Source organism: Microvirga puerhi (assembly GCF_020089865.1).
GTDB classification, from domain to species: domain Bacteria; phylum Pseudomonadota; class Alphaproteobacteria; order Rhizobiales; family Beijerinckiaceae; genus Microvirga; species Microvirga puerhi.
The window spans coordinates 60,782-83,457 of the sequence record NZ_JAIRBM010000022.1; the positions used below are offsets into that span (position 1 = coordinate 60,782).

General features: G+C 60.3%; 21 protein-coding genes and 1 tRNA gene. 12 read left to right on the forward strand and 10 right to left on the reverse strand.

The window, feature by feature from the left end:
- The first annotated feature begins 208 nt into the window (after nt 1–208).
- Nucleotides 209–556 (forward strand): phasin family protein, encoded by a 348-nt coding sequence (locus K9B37_RS21265; RefSeq protein WP_224315544.1) that lies wholly within the window; start codon nt 209–211, stop codon nt 554–556.
- Between the two features lie 27 nt (nt 557–583).
- Here K9B37_RS21265 and K9B37_RS21270 read toward each other — a convergent pair whose 3' ends face one another.
- Both K9B37_RS21270 and K9B37_RS21275 read right to left on the reverse strand, forming a co-directional pair.
- Nucleotides 584–1,567, reverse strand: a complete 984-nt coding sequence (locus tag K9B37_RS21270; RefSeq protein ID WP_224315545.1) for a zinc-dependent alcohol dehydrogenase family protein — start codon at nt 1,565–1,567, stop codon at nt 584–586.
- Complete coding sequence (locus K9B37_RS21275) at nt 1,567–1,839, reverse strand: hypothetical protein (protein WP_224315546.1); 273 nt, start codon at nt 1,837–1,839, stop codon at nt 1,567–1,569. The genes K9B37_RS21270 and K9B37_RS21275 overlap by 1 nt, the downstream gene beginning before the upstream one ends.
- Nucleotides 1,840–2,152: 313 nt before the next feature.
- On the opposite strand from K9B37_RS21275, the gene K9B37_RS21280 reads away from it, so the two are divergent.
- A complete protein-coding gene (locus K9B37_RS21280; protein ID WP_224315547.1) occupies nt 2,153–2,680 on the forward strand; it encodes an Hsp20/alpha crystallin family protein in 528 nt (175 codons plus the stop codon).
- A gap of 222 nt (nt 2,681–2,902) precedes the next feature.
- On the opposite strand, the gene K9B37_RS21285 is transcribed toward K9B37_RS21280, so the two are convergent.
- Nucleotides 2,903–3,745 (reverse strand): universal stress protein, encoded by an 843-nt coding sequence (locus K9B37_RS21285; protein WP_224315548.1) that lies wholly within the window; start codon nt 3,743–3,745, stop codon nt 2,903–2,905.
- A gap of 133 nt (nt 3,746–3,878) precedes the next feature.
- Between K9B37_RS21285 and K9B37_RS21290 the strand changes: the two genes are divergently transcribed.
- The 3 genes from K9B37_RS21290 (at nt 3,879) to K9B37_RS21300 (ending at nt 6,336) form a co-directional block, all read left to right on the forward strand.
- Nucleotides 3,879–5,468, forward strand: a complete 1,590-nt coding sequence (locus K9B37_RS21290; RefSeq protein ID WP_224315549.1) for an MBL fold metallo-hydrolase RNA specificity domain-containing protein — start codon at nt 3,879–3,881, stop codon at nt 5,466–5,468.
- Between the two features lie 151 nt (nt 5,469–5,619).
- On the forward strand, nt 5,620–6,018 hold the full coding sequence (locus K9B37_RS21295) for a hypothetical protein (protein ID WP_224315550.1): 399 nt from the start codon (nt 5,620–5,622) through the stop codon (nt 6,016–6,018).
- Nucleotides 6,019–6,024: 6 nt separating this feature from the next.
- A complete protein-coding gene (locus tag K9B37_RS21300; protein WP_224315566.1) occupies nt 6,025–6,336 on the forward strand; it encodes a c-type cytochrome in 312 nt (103 codons plus the stop codon).
- A 72-nt stretch (nt 6,337–6,408) separates the two neighbouring features.
- Here the strand turns inward: K9B37_RS21300 and K9B37_RS21305 are convergent, their stop codons facing one another.
- The gene (locus K9B37_RS21305; protein WP_224315551.1) at nt 6,409–7,125 is read right to left on the reverse strand and encodes a Crp/Fnr family transcriptional regulator; all 717 of its coding nucleotides are present in this window, start codon (nt 7,123–7,125) and stop codon (nt 6,409–6,411) included.
- Between the two features lie 113 nt (nt 7,126–7,238).
- On the opposite strand from K9B37_RS21305, the gene K9B37_RS21310 reads away from it, so the two are divergent.
- Nucleotides 7,239–7,715, forward strand: a complete 477-nt coding sequence (locus K9B37_RS21310) for a hypothetical protein (RefSeq protein ID WP_224315552.1) — start codon at nt 7,239–7,241, stop codon at nt 7,713–7,715.
- Between the two features lie 31 nt (nt 7,716–7,746).
- Here the strand turns inward: K9B37_RS21310 and K9B37_RS21315 are convergent, their stop codons facing one another.
- The gene (locus K9B37_RS21315; RefSeq protein ID WP_224315553.1) at nt 7,747–8,262 is read right to left on the reverse strand and encodes a universal stress protein; all 516 of its coding nucleotides are present in this window, start codon (nt 8,260–8,262) and stop codon (nt 7,747–7,749) included.
- 466 nt (nt 8,263–8,728) lie between these two features.
- On the opposite strand from K9B37_RS21315, the gene K9B37_RS21320 reads away from it, so the two are divergent.
- From K9B37_RS21320 to K9B37_RS21345, 6 genes are all read left to right on the forward strand, one after another.
- The gene (locus K9B37_RS21320; protein ID WP_439651774.1) at nt 8,729–10,045 is read left to right on the forward strand and encodes an ABC transporter substrate-binding protein; all 1,317 of its coding nucleotides are present in this window, start codon (nt 8,729–8,731) and stop codon (nt 10,043–10,045) included.
- A 64-nt stretch (nt 10,046–10,109) separates the two neighbouring features.
- A complete protein-coding gene (locus K9B37_RS21325) occupies nt 10,110–11,033 on the forward strand; it encodes a carbohydrate ABC transporter permease (protein ID WP_224315554.1) in 924 nt (307 codons plus the stop codon).
- Nucleotides 11,034–11,042: 9 nt separating this feature from the next.
- Nucleotides 11,043–11,864, forward strand: coding sequence for a carbohydrate ABC transporter permease (locus K9B37_RS21330; RefSeq protein ID WP_224315555.1), 822 nt, complete (start codon nt 11,043–11,045; stop codon nt 11,862–11,864).
- A 14-nt stretch (nt 11,865–11,878) separates the two neighbouring features.
- On the forward strand, nt 11,879–13,012 hold the full coding sequence (locus K9B37_RS21335) for an ABC transporter ATP-binding protein (RefSeq protein ID WP_224315556.1): 1,134 nt from the start codon (nt 11,879–11,881) through the stop codon (nt 13,010–13,012).
- Nucleotides 13,013–13,049: 37 nt separating this feature from the next.
- Nucleotides 13,050–14,696 (forward strand): GMC family oxidoreductase, encoded by a 1,647-nt coding sequence (locus tag K9B37_RS21340; RefSeq protein WP_224315557.1) that lies wholly within the window; start codon nt 13,050–13,052, stop codon nt 14,694–14,696.
- A gap of 65 nt (nt 14,697–14,761) precedes the next feature.
- The gene (locus K9B37_RS21345; protein ID WP_224315558.1) at nt 14,762–16,246 is read left to right on the forward strand and encodes a mannitol dehydrogenase family protein; all 1,485 of its coding nucleotides are present in this window, start codon (nt 14,762–14,764) and stop codon (nt 16,244–16,246) included.
- Between the two features lie 8 nt (nt 16,247–16,254).
- On the opposite strand, the gene K9B37_RS21350 is transcribed toward K9B37_RS21345, so the two are convergent.
- The 5 genes from K9B37_RS21350 to K9B37_RS21370 all read right to left on the reverse strand — a co-directional run bounded on the left by K9B37_RS21350 (nt 16,255) and on the right by K9B37_RS21370 (nt 22,665).
- Nucleotides 16,255–17,292 carry an NAD(P)-dependent alcohol dehydrogenase gene (locus K9B37_RS21350; RefSeq protein ID WP_224315559.1) on the reverse strand — a complete coding sequence of 346 codons (1,038 nt, stop codon included), beginning with the start codon at nt 17,290–17,292 and terminating at the stop codon, nt 16,255–16,257.
- 93 nt (nt 17,293–17,385) lie between these two features.
- Entirely contained in the window at nt 17,386–20,523 is a 3,138-nt protein-coding gene (locus tag K9B37_RS21355; RefSeq protein WP_224315560.1) for an efflux RND transporter permease subunit, read from the reverse strand.
- The gene (locus K9B37_RS21360; RefSeq protein ID WP_224315561.1) at nt 20,524–21,702 is read right to left on the reverse strand and encodes an efflux RND transporter periplasmic adaptor subunit; all 1,179 of its coding nucleotides are present in this window, start codon (nt 21,700–21,702) and stop codon (nt 20,524–20,526) included.
- Nucleotides 21,699–22,364: a TetR/AcrR family transcriptional regulator gene (locus tag K9B37_RS21365; protein WP_224315562.1), complete on the reverse strand. Its 666-nt coding sequence runs from the start codon at nt 22,362–22,364 to the stop codon at nt 21,699–21,701. The genes K9B37_RS21360 and K9B37_RS21365 overlap by 4 nt, the downstream gene beginning before the upstream one ends.
- Nucleotides 22,365–22,588: 224 nt before the next feature.
- Nucleotides 22,589–22,665: transfer RNA gene (locus tag K9B37_RS21370), tRNA-Met, on the reverse strand.
- Nucleotides 22,666–22,676: the final 11 nt, after the last annotated feature.

Sequence of the window (22,676 nt, forward strand, 5' to 3'; positions counted from 1 at the left end):
GGGTCCGATTCTTCTGGCACGCCGAGCTCTGAAGTTTTCCGGTTCGTTTCGGTATCGCCTTCGAGGCTAGTGGAAGCTGCGCTATGGCTGCCGGAGCTTGGCTTCAACTTTCCCGGTAGCAGTTTGCGTCTCCAGTTCGTGCGTCTGCCTGCCCGAATTTTTACGCGGCACTCGAATTTCCGTCCAAACGCGATACGAGGAGATCCCCATGACCGCACAGAAATCATCGGCGGCCGATCCTGCCCGCAGCGCAGCGGCGTTCAATACGCTCGCAGCCGAGAATGGCCATGCGCTTTTCGTCGGTATGGATTCCTGGCTGAAGGCATCCGCCGAATGCCAAAGGGAAATTATCGAGTTCCTTGCCCATCGCCTCGAAAAGGACGGAACCGTCGCGCAGCAGATCGCTTCCTGCAAAAATCTCATGGATGCCATGACCCTCCAGGCCCGCTGGGCCGGCGAGACCGTTCGGGACTACAATGATGAAATGACGAGGATTATGGCCATCTATACGCAGCCGGAAGCAGCGAGGACCCAACAGAGGCACAAACGATCCTGAGCGGGCAGATGTCTTCGGGAGATCTTCCTAGGGAATAAGCACAGCAGCACCCTCGAGGTATCCTTCGCGAAGGTCCGCCAGTGCTTCGTTGGCAGCATTGAGCGGGTATTGGATTGTCTTGCTTTTGACCCCGGCCCGTGGAGCGATTTCAAGGAACTCGGTCGCGTCGCGGCGAGTGAGGTTGGCGACGGAGACGATCTGCCTCTCCTCCCACAGAATGCGGTAGGGAAAGCTCGGAATATCGCTCATATGGATCCCGCCGCACACGACCCGTCCTCCCTTCCTCACAGCTCGCAGGGCTGCCGGAATGAGGGCGCCGACAGGTGCGAAGATGATGGCAGCAGCGAGAAGTTCCGGCGGCATTTGATCCGAGCCCCCAGCCCAGTCCGCGCCGAGAGAGCGAGCGAAGTTTTGCGCGGTCTCGTCAGACGGTCGCGTGAACGCGAAGACTCGGCGTCCCTGCCATCGGCAGACCTGCATGATGATATGAGCGGCTGCTCCAAATCCATAAAGCCCGACCGTTTCTCCGTCACCGGCTGCAACGAGGGAGCGCCATCCGATCAGACCTGCGCACATCAGGGGCGCCGTCGCCACGGGATCGGAGAACCCATCGAGCCGGAAGACGTAAGCGGAATCCGCCACGACGTGAGTGGCGTAGCCGCCGTCACGGGTATAGCCGGTGAAGAGCGGTGCGTCGCAAAGGTTCTCGTGTCCCGACAGACAATAGCGGCAATGTCCGCAGGTGTGACCAAGCCATGGAACGCCGACCCGGTCGCCGATGCTTAGGCCCATAACCTCATCGCCTACGGCATCTACAATTCCAACGATCTCATGGCCCGGAATAAGAGGAAGCTTGGGAGTCGGGAGGTCGCCATCTACGACATGGAGATCCGTTCGACAGACGGCGCAGGCTTCGACGCGCAATCGGACTTCGCCCCGGGCGGGGCGAAGCTCAGGCATATCCATCAAAACCAATGGCGTCCGAATGGCCTTCAGCACCATTCCGTGCATCAGCCGATCGCGCCTGGCGCCTGAAGTCCCATGACATTGGTCAGGCACTCCTGCAGGTCGGTCAGCGACCGGATGCAGGGTTCGCGCTCTGCTTGATAGCGACGTTCCAGTTCTTCGGCCAAACGGCTGCAGACTTGGCCGTTCTCATCCGATGCCTGAAGGCGCTGGCGTTCGGTTTCATAGCGAAATTCGATATCCGCCAGGGCGCCGAGTGTCTGCTGAATTTGCAGAAGCAGATCGTCCGGATACCAAGGCGTTCGAGGCCGTGGCACAGACATCCTTCTTGCGAAGGCATTTATCGTCATTCGGAGTTCCTCCCGGTTCTTGTGAGCAGGATCGGGACGCGGACAGCGAAGCTTGGCGGTCCCATAGCGTGCGCATGACGCGGCTATCTTCGGATCCAAGACCGTGAGCAAAACCTACCGCGCCAATCGGGCCATTTCTTTGACCAAAGTCAAAGTCGAATAGCGCTCTGAGAGCAGATGATGAAAAGGACGGCCTTCGCCATGAAGTGCCACACGCTTCGGCAGAGCAAACAGCCGAACGGCGCCGTTCTGGAGCCGACCGACCGAGGAGGTATATGCAATGGCTCGTAACCCATTAACACCCTTCTATGCAGGTGGACGCGGTGATCCTTTCCTTTCACTCCATCGAGAGATGAATCGTCTGTTCGACGATGTATTGCGTGGTTCCGCCACTGGTCCAAGCGAGAACGGGGATCTCGGCTTCGTTCCCGCCCACATCAATGTATCCGAAACTGCGGACGACCTCCGCGTCACGGCGGAGCTTCCCGGGGTGGCACCTGAGGATGTGGACATTACGCTCGACAACGGCGTCTTGACCATTCGTGGAGAAAAGCGCTTCGAGAAGAAGGACGAGAAGGAGAGTTTCCATTTCGTCGAGCGTTCCTATGGAAGCTTCCAGCGCTCCTTGCGGCTACCCTTTGCCGTGAGCCCTAACCAAGTTCACGCCACGTTCGACAATGGCGTTCTCACAGTCAGCATTCCCAAGAGCAAAGCCCAGGAACAGTCGACCCGGGTTCAGATCCAGGGACGCAGCGGCCAAGGTGAGAAGACGAGCGCCTCCGCGAATGCTCCCTCCAAGGCCAAGTAACAGAGACAGGCTCCAGTGAGCACTGGAGCCGAACCCCAGGTACAGACTGAGCCGGTTCTGAAGGGGTCCGGAACCTGCACTTCCGAGCGGAGATGCAGGTTGGATCGGTTGAGCGTATCTGGCGTTCCGGAAGCCTGGGCCTAGTACAAGCGGGCGGTCGTGGGCTATCCCGTGTGGCTGCGAGATGCTCTCTCACCAAAGAAGACGTTTACCTTCGGCGGATCAATACGACAGGAGGAGTGGTACGGGACTGCTATGAAGGAGCGACTGCGTCGTTCCGCCGAGAACGAACTGACGCAGACGGGAATGCACGAAGGCCCCCATCACGATCATGCTGCTGCGGCTCAACGTGGCGTGGTTGCGTAAGGTCTCGGCCACGTCCCTATCCAAGGCCGGCAGATCCAGGACAGTGGCGTTGATCCCGTGTCGCGCGAGGTGGGGCGCAATGTCGGCGCCTGGAATGGATTCACGCAGATCCTTCTCTCCCGTGATGCTCACGAGATCGACTTGTCCGGCTGCACGCAGAAACGGGAGGGCGTCGTTCAGGGCCCGTGCCGCCTTGGCACTGCCGTCCCATGCCACGATGACACGGTCCATCCGGAATTTGTCGAACCCGGGAGGAACGACCACGAGGGGGCGCCCGCTGCCGGTCAGAATGGCCTCGATGAGGCCTCTGTCGACGGCAAGCGCGACGGGTTCCGCATCTAGAACCGTGAGGTCGTGCATGCGTGCGAGGGACGTGAAACTCCGGATCAGATTCGGGTAAGCAAGCTGCGGCGCTTCGACGGTGCAGGCCAAGCCCGAGGTGGCGGCTGCCTGCCGTGCCGTGTCGGCGACGGCCGCAGCAAGAGCGTCAAGCCGTCGGTTCTCGGCAGCGACCAGCCCTGCAGCCACGTGGCTGACGAAGGCGTGCGTCATGACGAGCTTCAGTGAGGCTGCCTGGACGGTTACGTGGGCATCTGCCTCTCGTGCCAAGCCGAGGCCGTAGGTCAAGGCAGAGGAAGTCTCTCTTTCGTCTCCCTCCTCCGTGAGACCGATCAGGATACTGCGGATATTCTGAAGCAATCTCTCCTCCTATGCTCAGGCCGTTCGAAAAGGTTCTATCGGATCTCCTCTCGGCCGGCTTTGATTTCACTCAAGTGCAACTCCATGTCGATTTATGTAGGGTAGCTGGGCCGTTCGTACGAGGATTCGCCATATGACGCTGCGTTTGAGATTTCACGGAGCTGCCCAGACCGTGACGGGATCATGCTTCGCTCTGGAGACGGATCGGGCCCGTATTCTTATCGATTGCGGTATGTTTCAGGGGTCCAAGACCGAGCGGGAGCTCAACTATCGGGCCTTTCCTTTCCAACCGGCCGCACTCCACGCGGTCGTTCTCACGCATGCTCACATCGATCACAGCGGATTGTTGCCAAAACTCGTGAAGGATGGCTTCGGCGGACCAATCTTCGCCACGAAAGCGACCGTAGATCTCTGCTCTGTCATGCTTCCGGACTCAGGCCATATCCAGGAAATGGAGGTGGAGCAGCTCAATCGACGCAATATTCGCCGCGGCCGGGCGGAGGTCGAGCCGATTTATACCGCCGAGGATGCCACCGCCTGCCTCACGCAATTCAGGCCGGTTGCCTATCACGCCTGGATGCAGGTCGCCGACGGTATTCGCGTCAGGTTTTGGAATGCCGGGCACCTTCTCGGATCGGCTTCAGTCGAGGTGGAGGTTACCGAGCAGGGCAGGGATCAACCGACACGATTGCTCTTTTCCGGAGATCTTGGACCTGATTCCAAGCTTCTGCAGTTCGACCCGGATGCTCCCCGTGAGGTCGACTACGTGGTCTGTGAATCGACATACGGGGATACGGACCGGTTGGATGCCTCTCCGGAGCGACGGCGGCAGCTTCTTTGCAAGGAGGTGCAGTCTGCTCTCCGATCGACCGGTGCTCTGCTCATCCCATCTTTCGCCGTCGAGCGAACCCAGGAACTCCTTGTCGATCTGGTCGGTCTGATGAATGACGGCAAGATTCCAACGCTGCCGATCTTTATCGACTCGCCTCTAGCCACTCGCGCCAGTGCGATCTTTGAAAGCCACGCGGGTGAACTGGAGGAGGGGGCAGCGCTCAAGCAGGCTCTGAATGCTCCTCAAGTGCGCTTTACGGAATCTGTGGAGCAGAGCAAGGCCATTGATCGGATCCGAAGTTTCTACATCGTCATCGCGGCGAGCGGGATGTGCGAGGCGGGACGCATTCGCCACCATCTGAAGGCGTGGCTCTGGCGTGATGAGGCAACCGTTCTGCTGGTCGGCTACCAGGCGCAGGGAACACTCGGAAGGATCCTCCAGGACGGCGCTTCGAGGGTCAGGCTCATGGGGGAGGAGATTCAGGTCCGCGCTCGAATCCGTTCCCTGGATCTTTATTCCGGACATGCTGATGGCCCTGAGCTGGCCGCCTGGGTCCGGGAGCGCATGCCAATCTCGCACAATGTCTTTCTCGTCCACGGCGAGGAGGATTCCCTTGAGGGCCTGTCACGGCGTCTCGCTCCGGTCGTGAGGGAAGGGCAGGTCGTCATTCCGAACCTCGACAGCGCCTTCGAGTTGACGCCAGCCGGAGCAAGGACGATTGAAACGGAGAAGCCTGGTCGTATGGCGCCGGCGGCTGCGGGCCGCCTCGATTGGCACAACGAGCTTTCCAGTCTCCTCCTCGATATCAGCGACGCGGTCGGCAAGACTGCGGACGAAAGAGCGAGGCAGGTCGTCATCCGCCGCCTGCGACGAGCTTTGGAAGAGCGCTGAAACCGGGGCTCGTCCTTCTTGGCCTCCTCTGGTTGGGCAGAATCTATCATACACCTCGGCCGCATTTGATCCGCATCAACGCTCGGCAAGCAAATGAAGGCTAGGGTTGGGCATTGATAGCTGAACGCCGGATCGGCGACGGAGAGGACCCATGCTCCAGCACATCACCTTGCACTTGGCGCGAACCCGCGACTTTCCCGAGGGAAGCGCGTTTCACGGCTACGAAATCACGGCGCCCCTCGATGCCGCCGGTCATCTCGACCAGGAGGAATGGCGTAGCAAGCGAGCCCACTGCCACGTCCGTCGGTTCTGGCTCGGGGAGCGGGATCAGATCGGGCTGCTGGTCCACCGCCCAGGCGGAGCAGGCGGAGCGACCTGGGTGATCGATTACAACCGAGACCGCATGGACGACGACGAGGCCGGATATCGCCTCGGCACTCATACCTTTCTCGTTGGGGAATATGTGTCGATCCGTGACGCGGAAGGGGACGTCAATACTTTCAAGGTCGTCAGTGCGAAGCCTTTCGTGAAGGATCTGGTGGAGCCCTAAGCCATGATGCGCCTTGCGCTTTCGATCGTTCTGCTGCTGCTTTCCCAGCCTTCGCCCGCTCAGGAGGGGCGTGCAGAACGCGGAAGGGTGTTTGTGCAGACGAATTGCGCAGGCTGCCATGCCATCGGCCGGGTCGGCGAGAGCCCGCTGGCCATCGCGCCGCCCTTTCGCACGCTTCACGAGCGCTATCCCGTTGAGGATCTGGCGGAGGCGCTGGCCGAGGGCATCACGACAGGGCATCCTACTATGCCGGAATTCCGGCTGGACCCAGCGCAGATCAATGATGTGGTTGCCTATCTGAAGACACTCGAGCGCTGACGGGGAATGAGCCCTTGAGAGGCTGATCGAGTTCCATATAGGTCGTGGCCTGGTTCTGTGTTGGCGAAGAGGCTAGGCTGCGACCGGTCTAATCAAGCGTTCCAGATCCGTGATGCGCACACCGTCCGGAACGAGGATGATAACTTTCTCCCGAGCGAGCCTGTTCAGAGTTCTGCTGACGGTCTCGAGGCTAAGGCCAAGAAAATCCGCCATGTCCTGCCGACTCATGGGAAGGTGGACGGTCACCGAAGCCGATCCCAGCCTAGTCCAGCGCTCGCGCATACCCAGTAGGAACATGATGACCTTTTCCTCCGCGGTGCGGCGACCTAAGAGGGTCATCTGATCCTGGGCCAAGCTCAGTTCGTGCGTGGCGAATTCATGGAGCCGCCGGAGCAAATGCGGCTTTCGGTCGATCAATAATGAGAATGCAGTGCGCGAGAAACGGCAGGCCGAGACTTGCTCGATGGCATCCGCCCCAAAGGGATGTGTCTTGCCCATCGCAAGTCCCAGAAAGTCGCCAGGCAGAGCAAAACCCACGATCTGGCGCCGACCATCGGGGAGAAGCGTGTAGAGCCGCGCGACCCCGCCCGTGATGTTGTAGACCCAATCCGCATCGGCGCCCTGGAGGAAAATCGTCTCTCTTTGCGAAAAGCGCACATGCTGGGCGAGCTCGTCCAACGCGGAAAGCTCGGTGGCTGACAGGGCGGCGCAGACACTGATGTGGCGGACCTTGCAAACGATACAGGCTTCGCCCGGATATCCATGCGGACAAGGAGAGACGGAAACCATCGGTCTCCTCCCGGAAAGGATCCAACCCTATCAGATCTGCCGTTGTTTGACACGCATCAATGCCGGCCCTGAAAGCCAGCGTTATGTTGCAGCGAAGGGAAGGATCCGCGTTCATGATTTCGGAGATCTATCAGGTCGAGCGGATCGGACGCTCCAACGCGGATCGGATCTACGCGCTGATTAGTCTCCTGCACCCGAATGTCACGTGGAAGGCTTGGCAGCGTTTCGTTCGTCAGGCGGCGCGTCTTCCGCGTCGTGTCGGTGGACTTGTGGCCGTTCAGGATCAGCGCGGCTGCTGCCACGCAATATTCTCCTATAGAGTTGCCGAGGCAGTCGCCGGGGGCGCCGTTCTGTGGATCAGCGACGTGGTCATCGGTCGCCTGCCTGGAGCCACCCTCCCGAAAGCGATCATCAATTTTGCGGAGGGCCTTGCGGACGAGCTTGGCAGCAGTGCGATCCTCATGGATCTCCCGCATGAAATGATAGCCCCCGGTGACGCGGAAATTCTTGCACAGACCGGATTTCATGCGAGCGGTGTCGTACTCACCCGCCGACTTCAACAGGCGCATCCTGTCGGCGCGACCAGGTGATGTTCCCGCGAGTTCATGGACGATATCGCGGCTAGGGGAGTTGTTCGGACAGTTGTCGTTTCTCGGTTTCGTATTGTTGCGCCAGAACCTGGTCAGTGGCTTTACCTGGCGTGCGATAGACCAGCACAGGGATGCTGGAATGGGTCAGGACCTTGACGGTCTCGCTTCCCAGGACGAGAGCTGAGATGCCGCGACGGCCATGCGATGCCATCAGTATGAGATCGCAACCCTTCTCTTTCGCTGTACGGATAATGGCCTCGTAGGGCTGGTCATCTTCCGCATGAAGGGCGCCGCAGGAAACCTGTGCACTTGTGGCAGCCTTTTCGGCCTCTTCCAGGCGGCGCGCTGCCTCGCGATTCAAGGCATCGCGATAGCTGGCCTCGGTTTCCTGCAGTTGTGCGGCTTCAAATGAGAAGGTGTGAAATGGCTCTGTCACGGTCAGAAACGTGATCCTGATGCTGGTGCCGGATGCCAGCTTTACCCCGTAGGCGATGGCTTCTCCGGATAAGGGAGATCCGTCGGTTGGGATCAGAATATGCCTGAACATGAGCTTCTCCCGTTGCTCAGGGTCGCATAGTCGATCGTCTTGCGCTCGCGCTTCGGCTTCAGCGCCACGGTTCACAAGACGCAGCCTCTCCTGCCGCTGTCGGTCGGACCGGAATGAGGTGAAACAGGTTAGGCATTACGCGTCCGCAGTTCAGCATCGATAACTGAGTCATGCTTTGCTTTAGATCAAGATCCTGATGCTTCGGAGTAGCCGAATCTTAAGCGGAAACGGCATCTCGAAATTCTTCTTCACCACCGAGCGGTGGTCATATCTGGAACGGGCCGAGTCTTTGGCAATCCCTCTTAGGTCGAAGGCGCGCGCGAAATCATGAGGCTAGCACTCAAAAGGATTGTTGTCCTGACTAAAGCTTATTCGTTGCTGACGAACATAATTGACGACTAGTAAACAACATGAGAACATTCCAATTCTCAATAATAACTAGTGGTGATTTATTTGGGAGGAATCAATGCAGTTCAATCGGCTTGCGTTGTTGTCTGTAGTTGGTTTGCTTTCGAGTACCGGTTGGGCACTCGCCCAGGGTCAGACCTTGACGATCGCAACTGTCAATAATGCCGACATGATCATCATGCAGCGCTTGTCGCCAAAATGGGAGCAGGCGACGGGCAACAAGCTGAATTGGGTCGTGCTCGAGGAGAACGTACTGCGCCAGCGTGCGACGACCGACATTGCGACCAAGGGCGGACAGTTCGACATCATCACGATCGGCTCCTATGAGGCTCCAATCTGGGGAAAGCAGAACTGGCTGGTGCCATTGGATGATCTCGGCAATGACTATGATTACGCCGACATCATTCCATCGGTGAAGAATGGTCTCTCGTATAACGGCAAGCTCTACGCCGTGCCGTTCTATGCCGAGAGTTCTTTCACGTTCTATCGCAAGGATCTGTTCGATCAGGCTGGTATCAAGATGCCTGATAAGCCGACTTATGATCAGATTGCCGAGTACGCCGCCAAGCTGACCGACAAGTCGAAGGAGCAATATGGCTTCTGCCAGCGCGGCAAGCCGGGCTGGGGCGAGAACATGGCGTTCATCGGCCCCATGGTGAACGCCTTCGGTGGGCGCTGGTTCAACGAGAAATGGGAGCCGCAACTTACCACCGAACCGTGGAAGAACGCGGTGACCTACTACGTTAAGAACATGAACGCCTATGGCCCTCCTGGTGCGACGGCGAACGGTCACAATGAGAACCGTGCTCTGTTCGCGACAGGGCATTGCGCTCTCTGGGTCGATGCCACATCGGCTGCGGGTTATATCTACAATCCGAAGGAGAGCCAGGTCGCGGACAAGACGGCTTTCGCGCCGGCTCCCGTCGAAGTCACGAGCAACGGCTCCGGCTGGTTCTGGGCTTGGGCGCTCGCGATTCCGACGTCGTCGAAGAAGGTTGATGCCGCCAAATCATTCGTGAAGTGGGCGACGTCGAAAGACTACATCACCCTCGTCGGAAACGAAGTCGGATGGGTTTCCGCCCCTCCCGGAACGCGCAAATCTACATATGACAACCCCGAATACGTCAAGGCCGCGCCCTTCGCGAAGGTCGTGTATGAATCGGTTGCCAATGCCGACATCACCAAACCGACCAAGGATCCCGTGCCTTATATCGGAATCCAGTACGTCGCCATTCCCGAGTTCCAGGGCATCGGGACGGCTGTGGGCCAGCAGATCGCTGCCGCATTGGCAGGTCAGGTGAGCGTGGAGCAGGCCCTGGAAACGGCGCAGCGATCGACTGAGCGAACGATGAAGCAGGCCGGCTATCCAAAGTGAGCTAAAGCAGGGCCGGCGGGCGGAACGGCCCGCCGGTTGCTCACCCCAGCCGCGGACGACGACCATGGCGAGTACGACCACGACTGCCACTGTTTCGGGAGCGACGGCTGCTATCGGCGGCCGCAGCCAACGAACTGTCAAAACCCTGCCGCTGATCGCCCCCTCGGTGATCGTCCTGTTTCTATGGATGATCGTACCGCTGGCGATGACGCTGTGGTTTTCCTTCCAATACTACAACTTGCTGGATCCGTCGGTCGGCGGCTTCGCGGGGCTGGAGAATTACACCTATTTGCTGACCGATCCGTCTCTCTGGACGGCGATGCTGAACACGATCCTCTTGGTATTCTGGGTATTGGTGATCACCGTCGGGCTCGGTACGCTTCTGGCCGTTCTGTTCGATCAGGACTTCTACGGCCGAGGCGTTGCGCGTCTGTTGGCGATCGCTCCTTTCTTCGTCATGCCGACGGTCAGCGCGCTTGTGTGGAAGAACATGTTGATGCATCCGGTCAACGGATTGTTCGCGTTCTTCTCGCGGTCTCTGGGTCTTCCGGTGATAGACTTCTTCGGAAGCCTCCCCCTGACCTCGATCATCATCATCGTCGCGTGGCAATGGCTTCCCTTTGCGCTCCTGATCCTGCTCACGGCCATTCAGTCGCTGGACAGTGAGCAGAAGGAGGCGGCGCGGATGGACGGCGCCGGGCCCTTCGCGATGTTCTTCTTCATCATCCTGCCGCATCTCGGCCGGGCGATCAGCGTCGTCATCATGATCGAGACCATCTTCCTGCTCTCGGTTTTCGCCGAGATCTATGTGACGACCTCCGGCGGTCCAGGCCTCGCCTCCACCAATCTGGCCTTTCTGATCTACCTCCGGGCCCTGCGCGAATACGATGTCGGAGGAGCCTCGGCAGCCGGTGTGATCGCCGTCATCCTCGCCAATATCGTCGCGGTCTTTCTCGTTCGTTCCATCGCCCGGAACATTGCCGACTGAGGACAGGTCATGCATCCCAAAACCCGCGAGAAACTTATCGCTACAGTGGTCGGATGGTTGGCTGCAGGAGTGATCTTCTTTCCCATTTTCTGGATGATCCTGACGAGCTTCAAGACCGAGGTCGAGGCGATTGCAACGCCGCCGAAACTCTTCTTCACCCCGACGCTGGAGAACTACGTCACCGTGCGCGAGCGCGCCGACTATGTCCATTTCGCGCTGAACAGCGTCCTGATCTCGGTCGGCGCGACGCTGCTGGCGACGCTGATCGCTATTCCGGCTTCCTACGCCATGGCCTTCTTCCCCGGCAAACGGACCAAGGACCTGCTGCTGTGGATGCTCTCCACCAAGATGATGCCGGCCGTCGGCGTCCTGATCCCGATCTACCTCTTGTTCCGGGACAGTGGCGCAATCGATACACGCTGGGGTCTCATCCTGGTCTACACGCTCATGAATCTGCCGATCGTGGTGTGGATGCTCTACACCTTCTTCAAGGAGGTTCCGAAGGACATCCTTGAAGCCGGTCGAATGGATGGGGCAAAGCCCAAGCAGGAGGTTTGGATGCTGCTGATGCCGCTGTCGTTGCCGGGCATCGCATCAACGGCGCTGCTGTCCATCATCCTGTGCTGGAACGAAGCATTCTGGAGCCTCAATCTCACTACGTCGCAGGCGGCCCCACTCACCACTTTCATCGCATCCTTTTCCGCTCCTGAGGGATTGTTCTGGGCCAAGCTGTCTGCAGCTTCAACGATTGCGATCGCGCCCATTCTGGTCTTCGGCTGGATGAGCCAACGCCAGCTCGTACGTGGCTTGACTTTCGGGGCCGTCAAGTAATCGGGAGATGCACCATGGCGACGGTCACACTCAAGGGCATTCAGAAGAACTACGGCGCCGTGCAGGTCATCAAGGGTGTCGACCTGTCGATCGACGATCGCGAATTCTGCGTCTTCGTGGGGCCCTCCGGTTGCGGAAAATCCACACTTCTGCGGATGATCGCGGGGTTGGAAGAGATCACTTCGGGCGAACTCCTGATCGATGGACAGCGCGTCAACGATGTGCCGCCCTCCGAGCGTGGCCTTGCCATGGTCTTCCAGTCCTATGCGCTCTACCCACATATGTCGGTTGCCGACAACATGGGCTTTTCCCTGAGATTGGCGGGCGCGTCGAAAGAGGAGCGCCGCTCCAAGGTCGCGGAGGCCGCCCGCATCCTGCATCTCGACAACCTTCTCGAAAGAAAACCCAAGGAGCTTTCGGGCGGACAGCGGCAGCGGGTCGCGATCGGGCGGGCCATCGTGCGCAAGCCCAAGGTCTTTCTCTTCGACGAGCCGCTTTCCAATCTCGATGCCGCGCTGCGCGTCCAGATGCGCATCGAGCTCGCCCGCCTGCACGATGAGCTGGCTGCCACGATGATCTACGTGACGCATGATCAGGTGGAAGCGATGACCATGGCCGACAAGATCGTAGTGCTGCAGGGGGGCGTGATAGAGCAGGCCGGCACGCCGCTCGAACTCTACCATCACCCGCGAAATCTTTTCGTTGCTGGCTTCATCGGCAGCCCGAAAATGAACTTCCTGCCGGCCACTGTCACGGCGGTTCAGGAGACCGGTACGACAGTGCGGCTGGCCAGCGGTGCCAGTATCGCGGTCCCGGTCCGGCCTGGGCCCCAGAGGGCAGGGGACACCGTGACACTCGGTGTTCGCCCGGAGCATATGCGCCTTGCCCAGGAAGGTGAGATCAGCGGGGAAGTGATGGTCGTCGAGAGGCTTGGTGGCGAGACCTTCCTCTATACGCGACTTCCAGACGGTGCGATGCTGATCATCCAGGCTGACGGCGAGATTCCGACGAACGTCCATGAGATCGTCAGGGTCAAGCTCGATCCAGTCACCTGCCATCTCTTCGATACCGATGGCTTTGCAATGGAGCGGATCCAGCGCCATCCTCTGGCCAATCTCCGCCGGCTGCCGACCCGCAAAGCCAGCTGACCGACGGTGGGCGGTGCCAGGTTCCCGAGGAGATGCCATGGCCTCGAGACGGTTCGATTACATCATCATCGGAGGCGGAAGCGCCGGCTGTGTCGCAGCGAGCCGGCTTGTCGCCGAGCAGGATGCGCGCGTGCTGCTTGTCGAGGCTGGACCGCGCCATCCGAGCCGCGTGCTTTCCATGCCGGCCGGATACATGAAGTTCCTGGCCAAGGACACCTATCTGACCATGCATCATGTGGTTCCCCAGCCGCAGCTCGATGGGCGAGCGCCTATCGTTCCGCAAGCGCGGGTGCTCGGCGGCGGCAGTGCCGTCAATGCCATGGTGTATATCCGTGGCCAGTCCGAGGACTACGACCATTGGGACGAGGCCTTGGGAGGAGCGGGCTGGAGCCATCGTGATCTCCTGCCGCATTTCATCAAGCAGGAAGGAAATGATCACCTCGGCCGTCCATATCATGGCCTCGGCGGTCCCTTGAAGGTCTCGCATCTGGGCCAGTATGCCCCGATGAGCCGGGCGTTCGTACAGGCGATGCAGGAGAGGGGAATTTACTATAATCCCGACTTCAACGGCCCCCGGCAGGCCGGGGTTGGATTCATGCAGCATACGATCGATTGGGAAACGCGGCGGCGGTGCAGTGCTGTCGATGCCTTTCTTCGTCCGGTCTTGAAGCATCCTCGGCTCAGCGTCGTGACGGGTACGATCGCAACTCAAATCCTCTTTGAGAAGGACCGCGCTGTCGGCGCTCGGATCCAGGGGGCGAGCGGGTCGGATACGGTCTTCGCCGACGCAGAAGTTATTCTGTCGGCAGGGACATACATGACTCCGAAGCTTCTGATGCTTTCCGGGATCGGCCCGGCGGAGGAATTGGCACGGCACGACATCCAGACACTCATCGATCTGCCAGGCGTTGGCCGCAATCTTCAGGACCATCATGAGGTTCCGATTGTGGCCGCGACATCCGGGGCCTATGGCTATTTCGGCCAGGACCGCGGGCTCGCGATGGTGAGGCACGGGTTGCAATATATCCTCTTCAAGTCGGGAGCCGTGACAACGACGGGTGTGGAGGCCTGCGCTTTCATCGATCCCGAGGGCGGATCGCGCCCGACGATCCAGCTCTATTGCGTTCCGACCGTCTATCTCGACCGCGATGTCTCCGGCGTCGAGCCCACCCATGGCGTGACGCTCAACCCCTGCCTCCTGCGTCCGAAGGCGCGGGGATTCGTGCGTCTCGCCTCCGCCGATGCCAGGGCTGCACCCCTGATCGATCCCCAGTTCTTCGGCGAACCGAGCGATCTGCACGTCACCATTGCAGGCTTGCGATATGCTCGCGAGGTCCTGGCGACGAGACCCGTTAAGGAACTGGTGATACGGGAACTCTTTCCGGGACCGGGTGCCACCACGGACGAGGCCCTGGCCGCCCATTGCCGGCGCACCGTGAAGACGAATTACCACCCGGTCGGGACGTGCCGGATGGGTCGCGAGACTGACCCCGGTGCGGTGGTCACTCCGGACCTCAAGGTGAGAGGAGTGACGGGCCTTCGCATCATCGATGCCTCGATCATGCCGACGATCCCGAGTGGCAATACGAATGCACCAGTTCTCGCCATAGCCGACAAGGCCGTCGATCTTATCATCGGCAATACCGGCCGGACACTTCACCCGAATGAGATGCTTGAGGTATGAAGTCTACGGAGATGCAAAGGGCCTCTGTTGGCCGCACCCAGCTCTCGTGATCAGGTCGGAGTCTCATGAGCCAGCCACTGAATCTCGCAACGCTTCCGTCGCTTCCATCCACCGTGGAGAAGCCGGCCTATGAGCGTCAAGCACTGCGTCCCGGCATTCTCCATATCGGGATCGGCAATTTTCACCGGTCGCATCAGGCCGTGTATCTGGACGATCTGTTCAACAGGGGGCGGGATCTCGACTGGGCATTGATTGGCGCAGGCGTGCGGCCCGGCGATGCTGCCATGCGCAAGGCTCTCGAACCGCAGGACTGGTTGACCACGGTCGTTGAGCTCGAGCCTAGCGCTCACCGGGCCCGTGTCACCGGCGCGATGGTCGATTTCGTGTCAGTTGGGGGCGATGGGAAAGCGATCGTCGAGGCGCTCGACGATCCCCGATTGCGGATCGTGTCGCTGACCGTCACAGAGGGCGGCTATTGCATCGATCCCGCCACCGGTGCTTTCAATCCCGAGCACCCGGAAATCGTCCATGACGCTCGGCTTCCTGATGCGCCCAAAGGCGTCTTTGGCGTTCTTCTGGGCGCCTTGAAACGCCGCCGTGACCGCGGTCTCGCGCCGTTCACTGTCATGTCCTGCGATAACATTCCCGGCAATGGGCACGTAGCCATGAATGCGGTTGCGGGCCTCGCCGATCTAGTCGATCCGGAGCTTGCCGCCTTCGTGCGTGAGCATGTGGCTTTTCCCAACAGTATGGTGGACCGCATTACGCCCGCTACGAGTGATCGTGAGCGAAGCCTGCTGGCGGAGCGCTTCGAGATCCAGGACAACTGGCCGGTCTTTTGTGAGCCCTTCCGGCAATGGGTTCTTGAAGATCATTTCCCCGCTGGGCGTCCGGCTTTGGAGGAAGTGGATGTCACCTTTACGCGTGACGTCGCGGCCTTCGAGCTGATGAAGATCCGCATCCTCAACGGCGGCCACGCCGCTATTGCCTATCCAGCCGCTCTCCTTGGCATCCACTTCGTGCATGACGCCATGGCCGACCCGCTGGTCCGCGGCTTCCTCGACAAGGTGGAGAGAGAAGAGATTGTCCCCTGCGTGCCGCCGGTGCCTGGGATCGACCTTCAGGACTATTATGATTTGATCGCTCGTCGCTTCAGCAATCCGGATGTCGGGGATACGATTCCTCGTCTCGCGCAGGATGGCTCCAATCGGCAGCCGAAATTCATCCTCCCATCCACCAGGGATCGGCTGAAAGCCGGCCAGGATGTCATCGGGCTCGCGCTCGAATCCGCCCTATGGTGCCGCTATTGCACCGGGACAACGGATGAGGGCGCGGCCTTCACGCTGGATGATCCCAACGCGGCACGATTGATACAGGCCGCTGGTGCAGCACGCGACAATCCGGAGGCATTCCTGGAGCTTCGTGACATCTTTGGGGATATCGCAGCCTCAGCCGTGTTTCGCGCCCATTTCGAGACGGCGCTGCGAAGCCTCTGGCGCGACGGAACGCGCACGACCTTGCAGCGCTATCTGGAGGGACGGTTGAGCTGAGGATCGTATCAGCTCGGCATGTCGATCTGCACCTTCACGGAGGCGGGCGGCATCGCCTTGGCGAAGTCGAAGGCTTCGATTGCATCCTTAAATGAGAACCGATCGGTAATGAGCGGTTTTACATCGATCTTGCCGGAGGCAATCATCGCTACGGCGCGGGGATAGACATGGGCATAGCGGAAGATGCTCTCGACACGCGCTTCCTTCACCTGTGCCTTGCTGACGTCGAACGCGAACGGCTGGAGCGGGATGCCCACCAGAGCGACCTTCCCACCTGGGCAAACCAGATCGAACATCTCCGCCATGGCAGCTGCATGGCCAGAACATTCGAAGATCAGATCCGCTCCCCAGTCGTCGCTCTCCTGCCTGACGACGTCCGCTAGCTTCTGGCTGCGGACATTGACCGGGATGACCGGTCCAAGGCTGCGCGCCAAGTCGAGCTTTGCATCATGGATGTCGCTGACGATGACCCGCGCGCAACCTGCGGCCAGAGCGGCCAGAACCGTCACCATGCCGATGGGGCCTGCGCCGATGACGACGGCGAGATCTCCCGGCTGCACCTGTATCCTGGTCGCCGCATGCATGCCTACTGCAAGCGGCTCGACCATCGCGCCCTCGGCATAGCTTACGTGTTCCGGCAGTTTGAAAGTGAAATCCGCCGGGTGAACGACCGTGGGCCGAAGGACACCATGCACAGGCGGCGTCGCCCAGAAGCGCACTGCAGGATCGAGGTTATACCTGCCGAGCCGCGATGCACGGCTCGCAGGATCGGGAATACCAGGCTCCATGCAGACACGATCACCGGAACTGAGCTCGGTCACTGCGGAGCCGACCTCTACGACATCACCCGCTGCCTCATGGCCAAGGACCATCGGCTCTCGGACCACAAAGGGGCCGATTGCGCCATGAGTGTAATAATGCACATCGCTGCCGCAGACACCGACTGTTCGCAGGGCAATCCGGACGTCCCTGGGTCCAAGCCTCTCCTCAAGGGGAATGTCCCGCAACGCGAGCTCATCCTTGCGCTCCAGTACCAGCGCTTCCATGGCTCGATCTCCAGTCCGTGGGCTTTTCTGCCTGGACTTGGTGAGAGTGCATAGCGACACGACGATCTCATCTCGCCGGCGCCACGGCAACTCCTATTCTGCCGCCCACTTGGCAAGATCGGCGCTGCCGCGATGTCCATGCTTCGGCCGAAGGTCGGCGACATGCTCCTCCGGCTCGTCGCGTGGCCCTACAAAACGGCCGAAGATACGGCCAAGAAGGTGCGACAGATCATCCATCAGAATGAAGAAGGCCGGCACGAACACCAAAGACAGCAGTGTCGATACGATGAGGCCACCGATCACCGCGATCGCCATCGGAGCCCTGAATTCACCGCCGGCACCGAGCGCGAGGGCGCTTGGAACCATGCCGGCGACCATCGCGATGGTCGTCATGACAATCGGCCGTGCCCGCTTCCGTCCGGCATCGATGATGGCGGTCTTGCGGTCGATTCCCTTGGCGACTTCTTCAATGGCAAAATCGACCAGCATGATGGCGTTCTTCGTCACGATGCCCATCAGCATGAGGAATCCGATCACGACCGGCAGACTGATCGCCTTCTGAACGATCACAAGGGCGAGGATCGCGCCGCCGAGAGAAAGCGGCAGCGACAGAAGAATCGTGAACGGCTGCAGAAAGTTCGCAAAGAGCAGGATCAAGACGCCGAGCACCATCATGATGCCAGCGCCCATCGCCTTCCCGAAGGAGGTAAACACCTCCGTCATGACCTCGGCATCGCCTGTCTGCTTGATCGTGACGCCCGGCGGCAGATTCTTGGCCGTGGGAAGGTTGTAGATTGCCTCGAGCACTTCTCCGAGGGCGTCGGTTCCGCGCATATCTGCTTCGAGAGCGACCCGAAGCGCCCGGTCATAGCGGTCGATCGAGGTGGGACCCTGCGCGAAGGTGATGTCGGCGACGGAAGAAAGCGGGACGGCCGCTCCGCCCTTCGCCGGTACCTTGAGGACGTCGATAAGATCACGCCGGCCGCGGACATTCTCCGGCAGCTGGACCCGGATCGGGATCTGTCGGTCTCCTGCATTGAACTTGGCGAGATTGGCGCTCACATCGCCGATGGTGGCGACGCGCACCGTCTCGGCTAACACGTCTGTCGAAACGCCGAGCTCTGCTGCAAGAGCCGGTTTCGGACTGATACGGATCTCGGGCCGGTTGAGGGGCGCCGTCGAGATCGGATTTTCGATCGTCGGGATCGTTGCCATTTCGCGCTGGAGTTTTGCGGCGGTCTCGACCACCACGCCCTGATCCGGCCCGCTGACGATCAACTGCAAGCCACGCTGGCCACCTTCGTTGAGAAGAAAGAAGCGAATATCCGGAATATCGCGGAACTCCTGGACGATCCGCCCCTCGATCTGACGCTGACGAAGACTGCGCTCCTCCTTCGGTGCGAGATTGACCGTGAAGGTTGCGAGGCGCACCTCCTTCTTGCCGCCCAGCTGCATGCCTCCATTGACGAAGACCGATTTGACCTCAGGCATCGCTCGGAGGCGTTCAGCGATCGAGTCCGTGATCTGCTCGGTGTCAGCCAGCAGTGACCCCGGCGGCAGCTCCGCTACGAAGAGCGCGCGGGAAATGTCCTCCTCGGGCAGGAAGGCGGAGGGCAGGAGATTCGTCGACCAGATCGATGCCCCGAAGAAACCGAGGCCGACCACAAAGGTGATGTATTTGTGGCGGACCGACCAGCCGACGAGGCGAGTGTAGATCCGCATGATGAAGCCGTCCCGCTCCTCGACGGCCTTGTGCGGTCGCAGGAAATAGGCGGCCAGCATGGGCGTGATGAGACGCGCCACGAGCAGGGAGATCAAGACCGCAGCCCCGACTGTAAGGCCGAACTGCTTGAAGTACTGGCCGGCAATGCCACCCATGAAGCTCACGGGTGCGAATACCGCTACGATCGTGAAGGTGATCGCGATGACCGCAAGCCCGATCTCGTCCGCTGCCTCTAGCGCTGCACGGTACGGTGACTTACCCATATGCATATGGCGAACGATGTTCTCGATCTCGACGATCGCGTCGTCCACGAGAATGCCGGTGACGAGCGTGAGGGCGAGGAGGCTCACCAGGTTCAGGGAGAAGCCCATCGTGCTCATGATCCAGAACGTGGGCAGTACGGAGAGCGGCAGTGCCAGAGATGCGATGAGCGTAGCACGCCAGTCGCGCAGGAAGATGAACACTACGATCACTGCCAGGACAGCTCCCTCGATGAGCGTCTGCATGGCGGAGTGGTAATTGCCGACTGTGTATTCGACTGTGTCGTCGATCAGATCGAAGCGCACTTGCGGATGAGCCTGCCGCAATTCGTCCATCTTCGCCGCAACGGCCTTTCCGACAACCGCATCGCTGGCGCCCGTAGAGCGGGTTACTGCAAAGGCGACCACCGGCTGGCCGTTGAACCGCGCGAAGGTGCGCGGCTCGGCGGCAGCGTCAGTCACCGTCGCCAGTTCGTCGAGGCGCACCCGGCGATTGCCGGGCAGGGTGATACTCGTGGCCGCCAGATCTTCGATTGTCTCGGCCGCTCCGAGTGTGCGGACGGATTGCTCCTGACCACCCACTTCGCCGCGGCCGCCGGTCAGGTCGACGCTCGTCAGACGCAGTTGCCGGTTCACGTCAGCGGCAGTGATGCCAAGGGATAGGAGGCGGTCGAGTTTCAGGTCGACGCGGATCTCCCTCTCCACGCCGCCCACGCGCTCGACGCGACCAACGCCCGAAACGCTCTGGAGTTGGCGCGCTACGACGTCATCCACGAACCAGGAAAGCTCCTCCGGCATCATTGCCGGGGCGGATGCCGCATAGGTGACGATCGGCAGACCGGCGACGTCGAGGCGCTGGATCACCGGCTCGTCGATCGTACGTGGAAGGTCGGCACGAATCTTGGCGACCGCGTCCTTCACATCGTTCACTGCGCGGTCGGAATCGATCTCAAGGCGGAATTCTATTGTGGTGATCGAGGAGCCTTCTGCGATGGTTGACGTGATGTGCTTTACGCCATTGACGCCGGCAACCGAGTCCTCGACGCGCTTCGTAACCTGGTTCTGCAGTTCGGATGGCGCCGCGCCTGCCTGGGTGACGGCCACGGTTACCAGCGGTACGTCGATATTGGGAAAGCGTGTAATCGGAAGACCCTGGAAGCTGAACGCCCCCAGGATCATCAGGACAATGAATAGGACGATCGAGGGGATCGGCTTGCGGATCGCCCATGCAGAAACGGCGAGCTGCATCTATAGCGCTCCTTCGGCCCGCGTGGCCTCGACGATCACCGGACGAACTGCATCGCCGTCGCGCAGAAAGCTGCCGGCACGGGCGATCACTGCCTCTCCCGAGACGACACCTTCTTCGATTTGAGCCGCGCCCTGCGCCGAGAGACCCGTCCGTACGCGACGTGTTTGAACGTGATCATTGACGACCACCTGAACCGTCGGACCCTTCGCATCATAGAGAATGGCGCTGAGCGGCACCGTTAGGCCAGTCTCTCTTGCAACCTCCACGGAGCCTCGGGCGAAGGCTCCGATGCGCAGCGCCGAATCGCGAGGCAGGGCGATACGCACACGACCGAGGCGCGTTGTGCGATCCACTTCGGGGGAAATGATGCGCACACGACCTTCGATGGTCCGCCCGCGATCGATCATGACTTGCGCTGGCGCACCTTCATGAATCCGCACGAGTTGTGTCTCCGTGACTTCACCCTCGAGCTCGATCTCACCCTTTGCGATGATCCGGAACAACGGATCTCCTGCAGAGCTCGCGGTCGCGCCGATCTTCGCATTCTTGCGCGCGATGATACCATCTTGGGGCGCTTTGATATCCGTGCGTCCGAGGCGCACTTGGATTTCTCGGCTTTGAGCTTCCGCCGCACGCTTTTCAGCGTCGGCGATACGCAGGCCGTCCTTTGCGGCGGCAAGGCGGCCCTCGGCGGCCCTGGCTGCCGAGACACGCTGCTCGAGTTGCACCTCGGTGGTGTTGCCGCCTCGGATGAGGGCTCTTGTGCGCTCAAGTGCTTGAGTGGCTTCGACTTGAGCAGCTTCCGCCTGAATGATCTGGCTGTTCGCTTGGGCAATCGCCGCTTCGGCACGGGCAAGACTGGCACTATTCTGGGCGAGTTCAGTTTCGAGGAGATCGCGGGAGAGTCGGGCCAGGACTTGGCCCTTGGCGACGGCCTCGCCCTCTTCCACCAAAATCTCCGTGATGCGAGGGCCTTCCAGCTCGGGCGCGACAAAGATCTCTTCCCGCGAGACCAGCGTTCCGGTCACAACGGCACGCTCGACGATTTCTTTCGTGACGGCCTGCATGACGGATACGCTCGGAACGGGAGCAGGCGAGGGTGTCTTTGGCCCTTCAGCGGCCCAAGCTGCAGAACAGAGGAGAGTGGCAACCGCCACGGAGAGAAGCCGGCGCATCATGACATAACCTTTTCGAGCTTCTCTGAAGGTGATTGATGTTGTGACGCCTTCAAATCGATCTTGCCCGCAAAGGCCGCCTCCAGGACGGCCATCAGCGTGCGGACTTCGCGTTCTGCATCGAAACTCGAGAGGATGGCGCGCCGGACGAAAAGGCCGTCCGCGACCATGGAAACCAGGGATGCGAGGCTACCCAAGTCTACGTCTGCGGCGATTGCGCCCCGTTCCTGCGCCTGGCGGAACAGTGCGACCATACGGCCAGAGATATCGTTGTCGAAGGTCTCCGAGAGAGAGGCAAAGGTCTTATTGCGGGTAGCCTCCGCCCAGATCTCAAGACACAGGATCGCTCGTTCTCGAGGCTCCTCGGCGAAATGCTTGTGTGCCAGATGCCTGAAGATTCCAAGGAAATCTGCCGACTGCGAAAACGAATCAAAATCATTCCCAATGCGGGCCCGATCGCGCTCCGCGAGAGCCACCACAAGGGCATCCTTGGATGGAAAGTAGCGATAGAGATTTCCGGGGCTCATTTCAGCCTCGGCAGCTACATCCTGCATCGTGGTTCGATGAAAGCCGGAACGTACGAAGCAGCGCTCGGCGGCATCGAGAATACGCATCTGACGCTCGCTGGATACGGCGGCCGGCGGGAGAAGATTGGGGTGAGACATGCCAAAAATCGGAGAATGAACGTTCATTCTCGTAGGAGATTGTTCCGGAGGTGTCAATTGAAGCGACTAAAGTCATCAAGAGACGAGGCGTCGCATGCCGACGGTCAGCGACAGCTCTCCCGCCGAGCGAGAGAAGGCGAGGGCGGTCGAGATAGCCGGCCTTATGACGAGTGTATGTGGAACCTAAAACCCCCCGCACTCATCATGCGGGGGGTTTTTTGTCTTGGTTGCGGGGACAGGATTTGAACCTGTGACCTTCAGGTTATGAGCCTGACGAGCTACCGGGCTGCTCCACCCCGCGGCAAGGGCTTG

Coding starts and splice junctions, on each gene's coding strand:
- K9B37_RS21265 (WP_224315544.1), top strand. CDS start 209: ATGACCGCACAGAAATCATCGGCGGCCGATCCTGCCCGCAGCGCAGCG.
- K9B37_RS21270 (WP_224315545.1), bottom strand. CDS start 1,567: ATGCACGGAATGGTGCTGAAGGCCATTCGGACGCCATTGGTTTTGATG.
- K9B37_RS21280 (WP_224315547.1), top strand. CDS start 2,153: ATGGCTCGTAACCCATTAACACCCTTCTATGCAGGTGGACGCGGTGAT.
- K9B37_RS21290 (WP_224315549.1), top strand. CDS start 3,879: ATGACGCTGCGTTTGAGATTTCACGGAGCTGCCCAGACCGTGACGGGA.
- K9B37_RS21295 (WP_224315550.1), top strand. CDS start 5,620: ATGCTCCAGCACATCACCTTGCACTTGGCGCGAACCCGCGACTTTCCC.
- K9B37_RS21300 (WP_224315566.1), top strand. CDS start 6,025: ATGCGCCTTGCGCTTTCGATCGTTCTGCTGCTGCTTTCCCAGCCTTCG.
- K9B37_RS21305 (WP_224315551.1), bottom strand. CDS start 7,125: ATGGTTTCCGTCTCTCCTTGTCCGCATGGATATCCGGGCGAAGCCTGT.
- K9B37_RS21310 (WP_224315552.1), top strand. CDS start 7,239: ATGATTTCGGAGATCTATCAGGTCGAGCGGATCGGACGCTCCAACGCG.
- K9B37_RS21315 (WP_224315553.1), bottom strand. CDS start 8,262: ATGTTCAGGCATATTCTGATCCCAACCGACGGATCTCCCTTATCCGGA.
- K9B37_RS21320 (WP_439651774.1), top strand. CDS start 8,729: ATGCAGTTCAATCGGCTTGCGTTGTTGTCTGTAGTTGGTTTGCTTTCG.
- K9B37_RS21325 (WP_224315554.1), top strand. CDS start 10,110: ATGGCGAGTACGACCACGACTGCCACTGTTTCGGGAGCGACGGCTGCT.
- K9B37_RS21330 (WP_224315555.1), top strand. CDS start 11,043: ATGCATCCCAAAACCCGCGAGAAACTTATCGCTACAGTGGTCGGATGG.
- K9B37_RS21335 (WP_224315556.1), top strand. CDS start 11,879: ATGGCGACGGTCACACTCAAGGGCATTCAGAAGAACTACGGCGCCGTG.
- K9B37_RS21340 (WP_224315557.1), top strand. CDS start 13,050: ATGGCCTCGAGACGGTTCGATTACATCATCATCGGAGGCGGAAGCGCC.
- K9B37_RS21345 (WP_224315558.1), top strand. CDS start 14,762: ATGAGCCAGCCACTGAATCTCGCAACGCTTCCGTCGCTTCCATCCACC.
- K9B37_RS21350 (WP_224315559.1), bottom strand. CDS start 17,292: ATGGAAGCGCTGGTACTGGAGCGCAAGGATGAGCTCGCGTTGCGGGAC.
- K9B37_RS21355 (WP_224315560.1), bottom strand. CDS start 20,523: ATGCAGCTCGCCGTTTCTGCATGGGCGATCCGCAAGCCGATCCCCTCG.
- K9B37_RS21360 (WP_224315561.1), bottom strand. CDS start 21,702: ATGATGCGCCGGCTTCTCTCCGTGGCGGTTGCCACTCTCCTCTGTTCT.
- K9B37_RS21365 (WP_224315562.1), bottom strand. CDS start 22,364: ATGTCTCACCCCAATCTTCTCCCGCCGGCCGCCGTATCCAGCGAGCGT.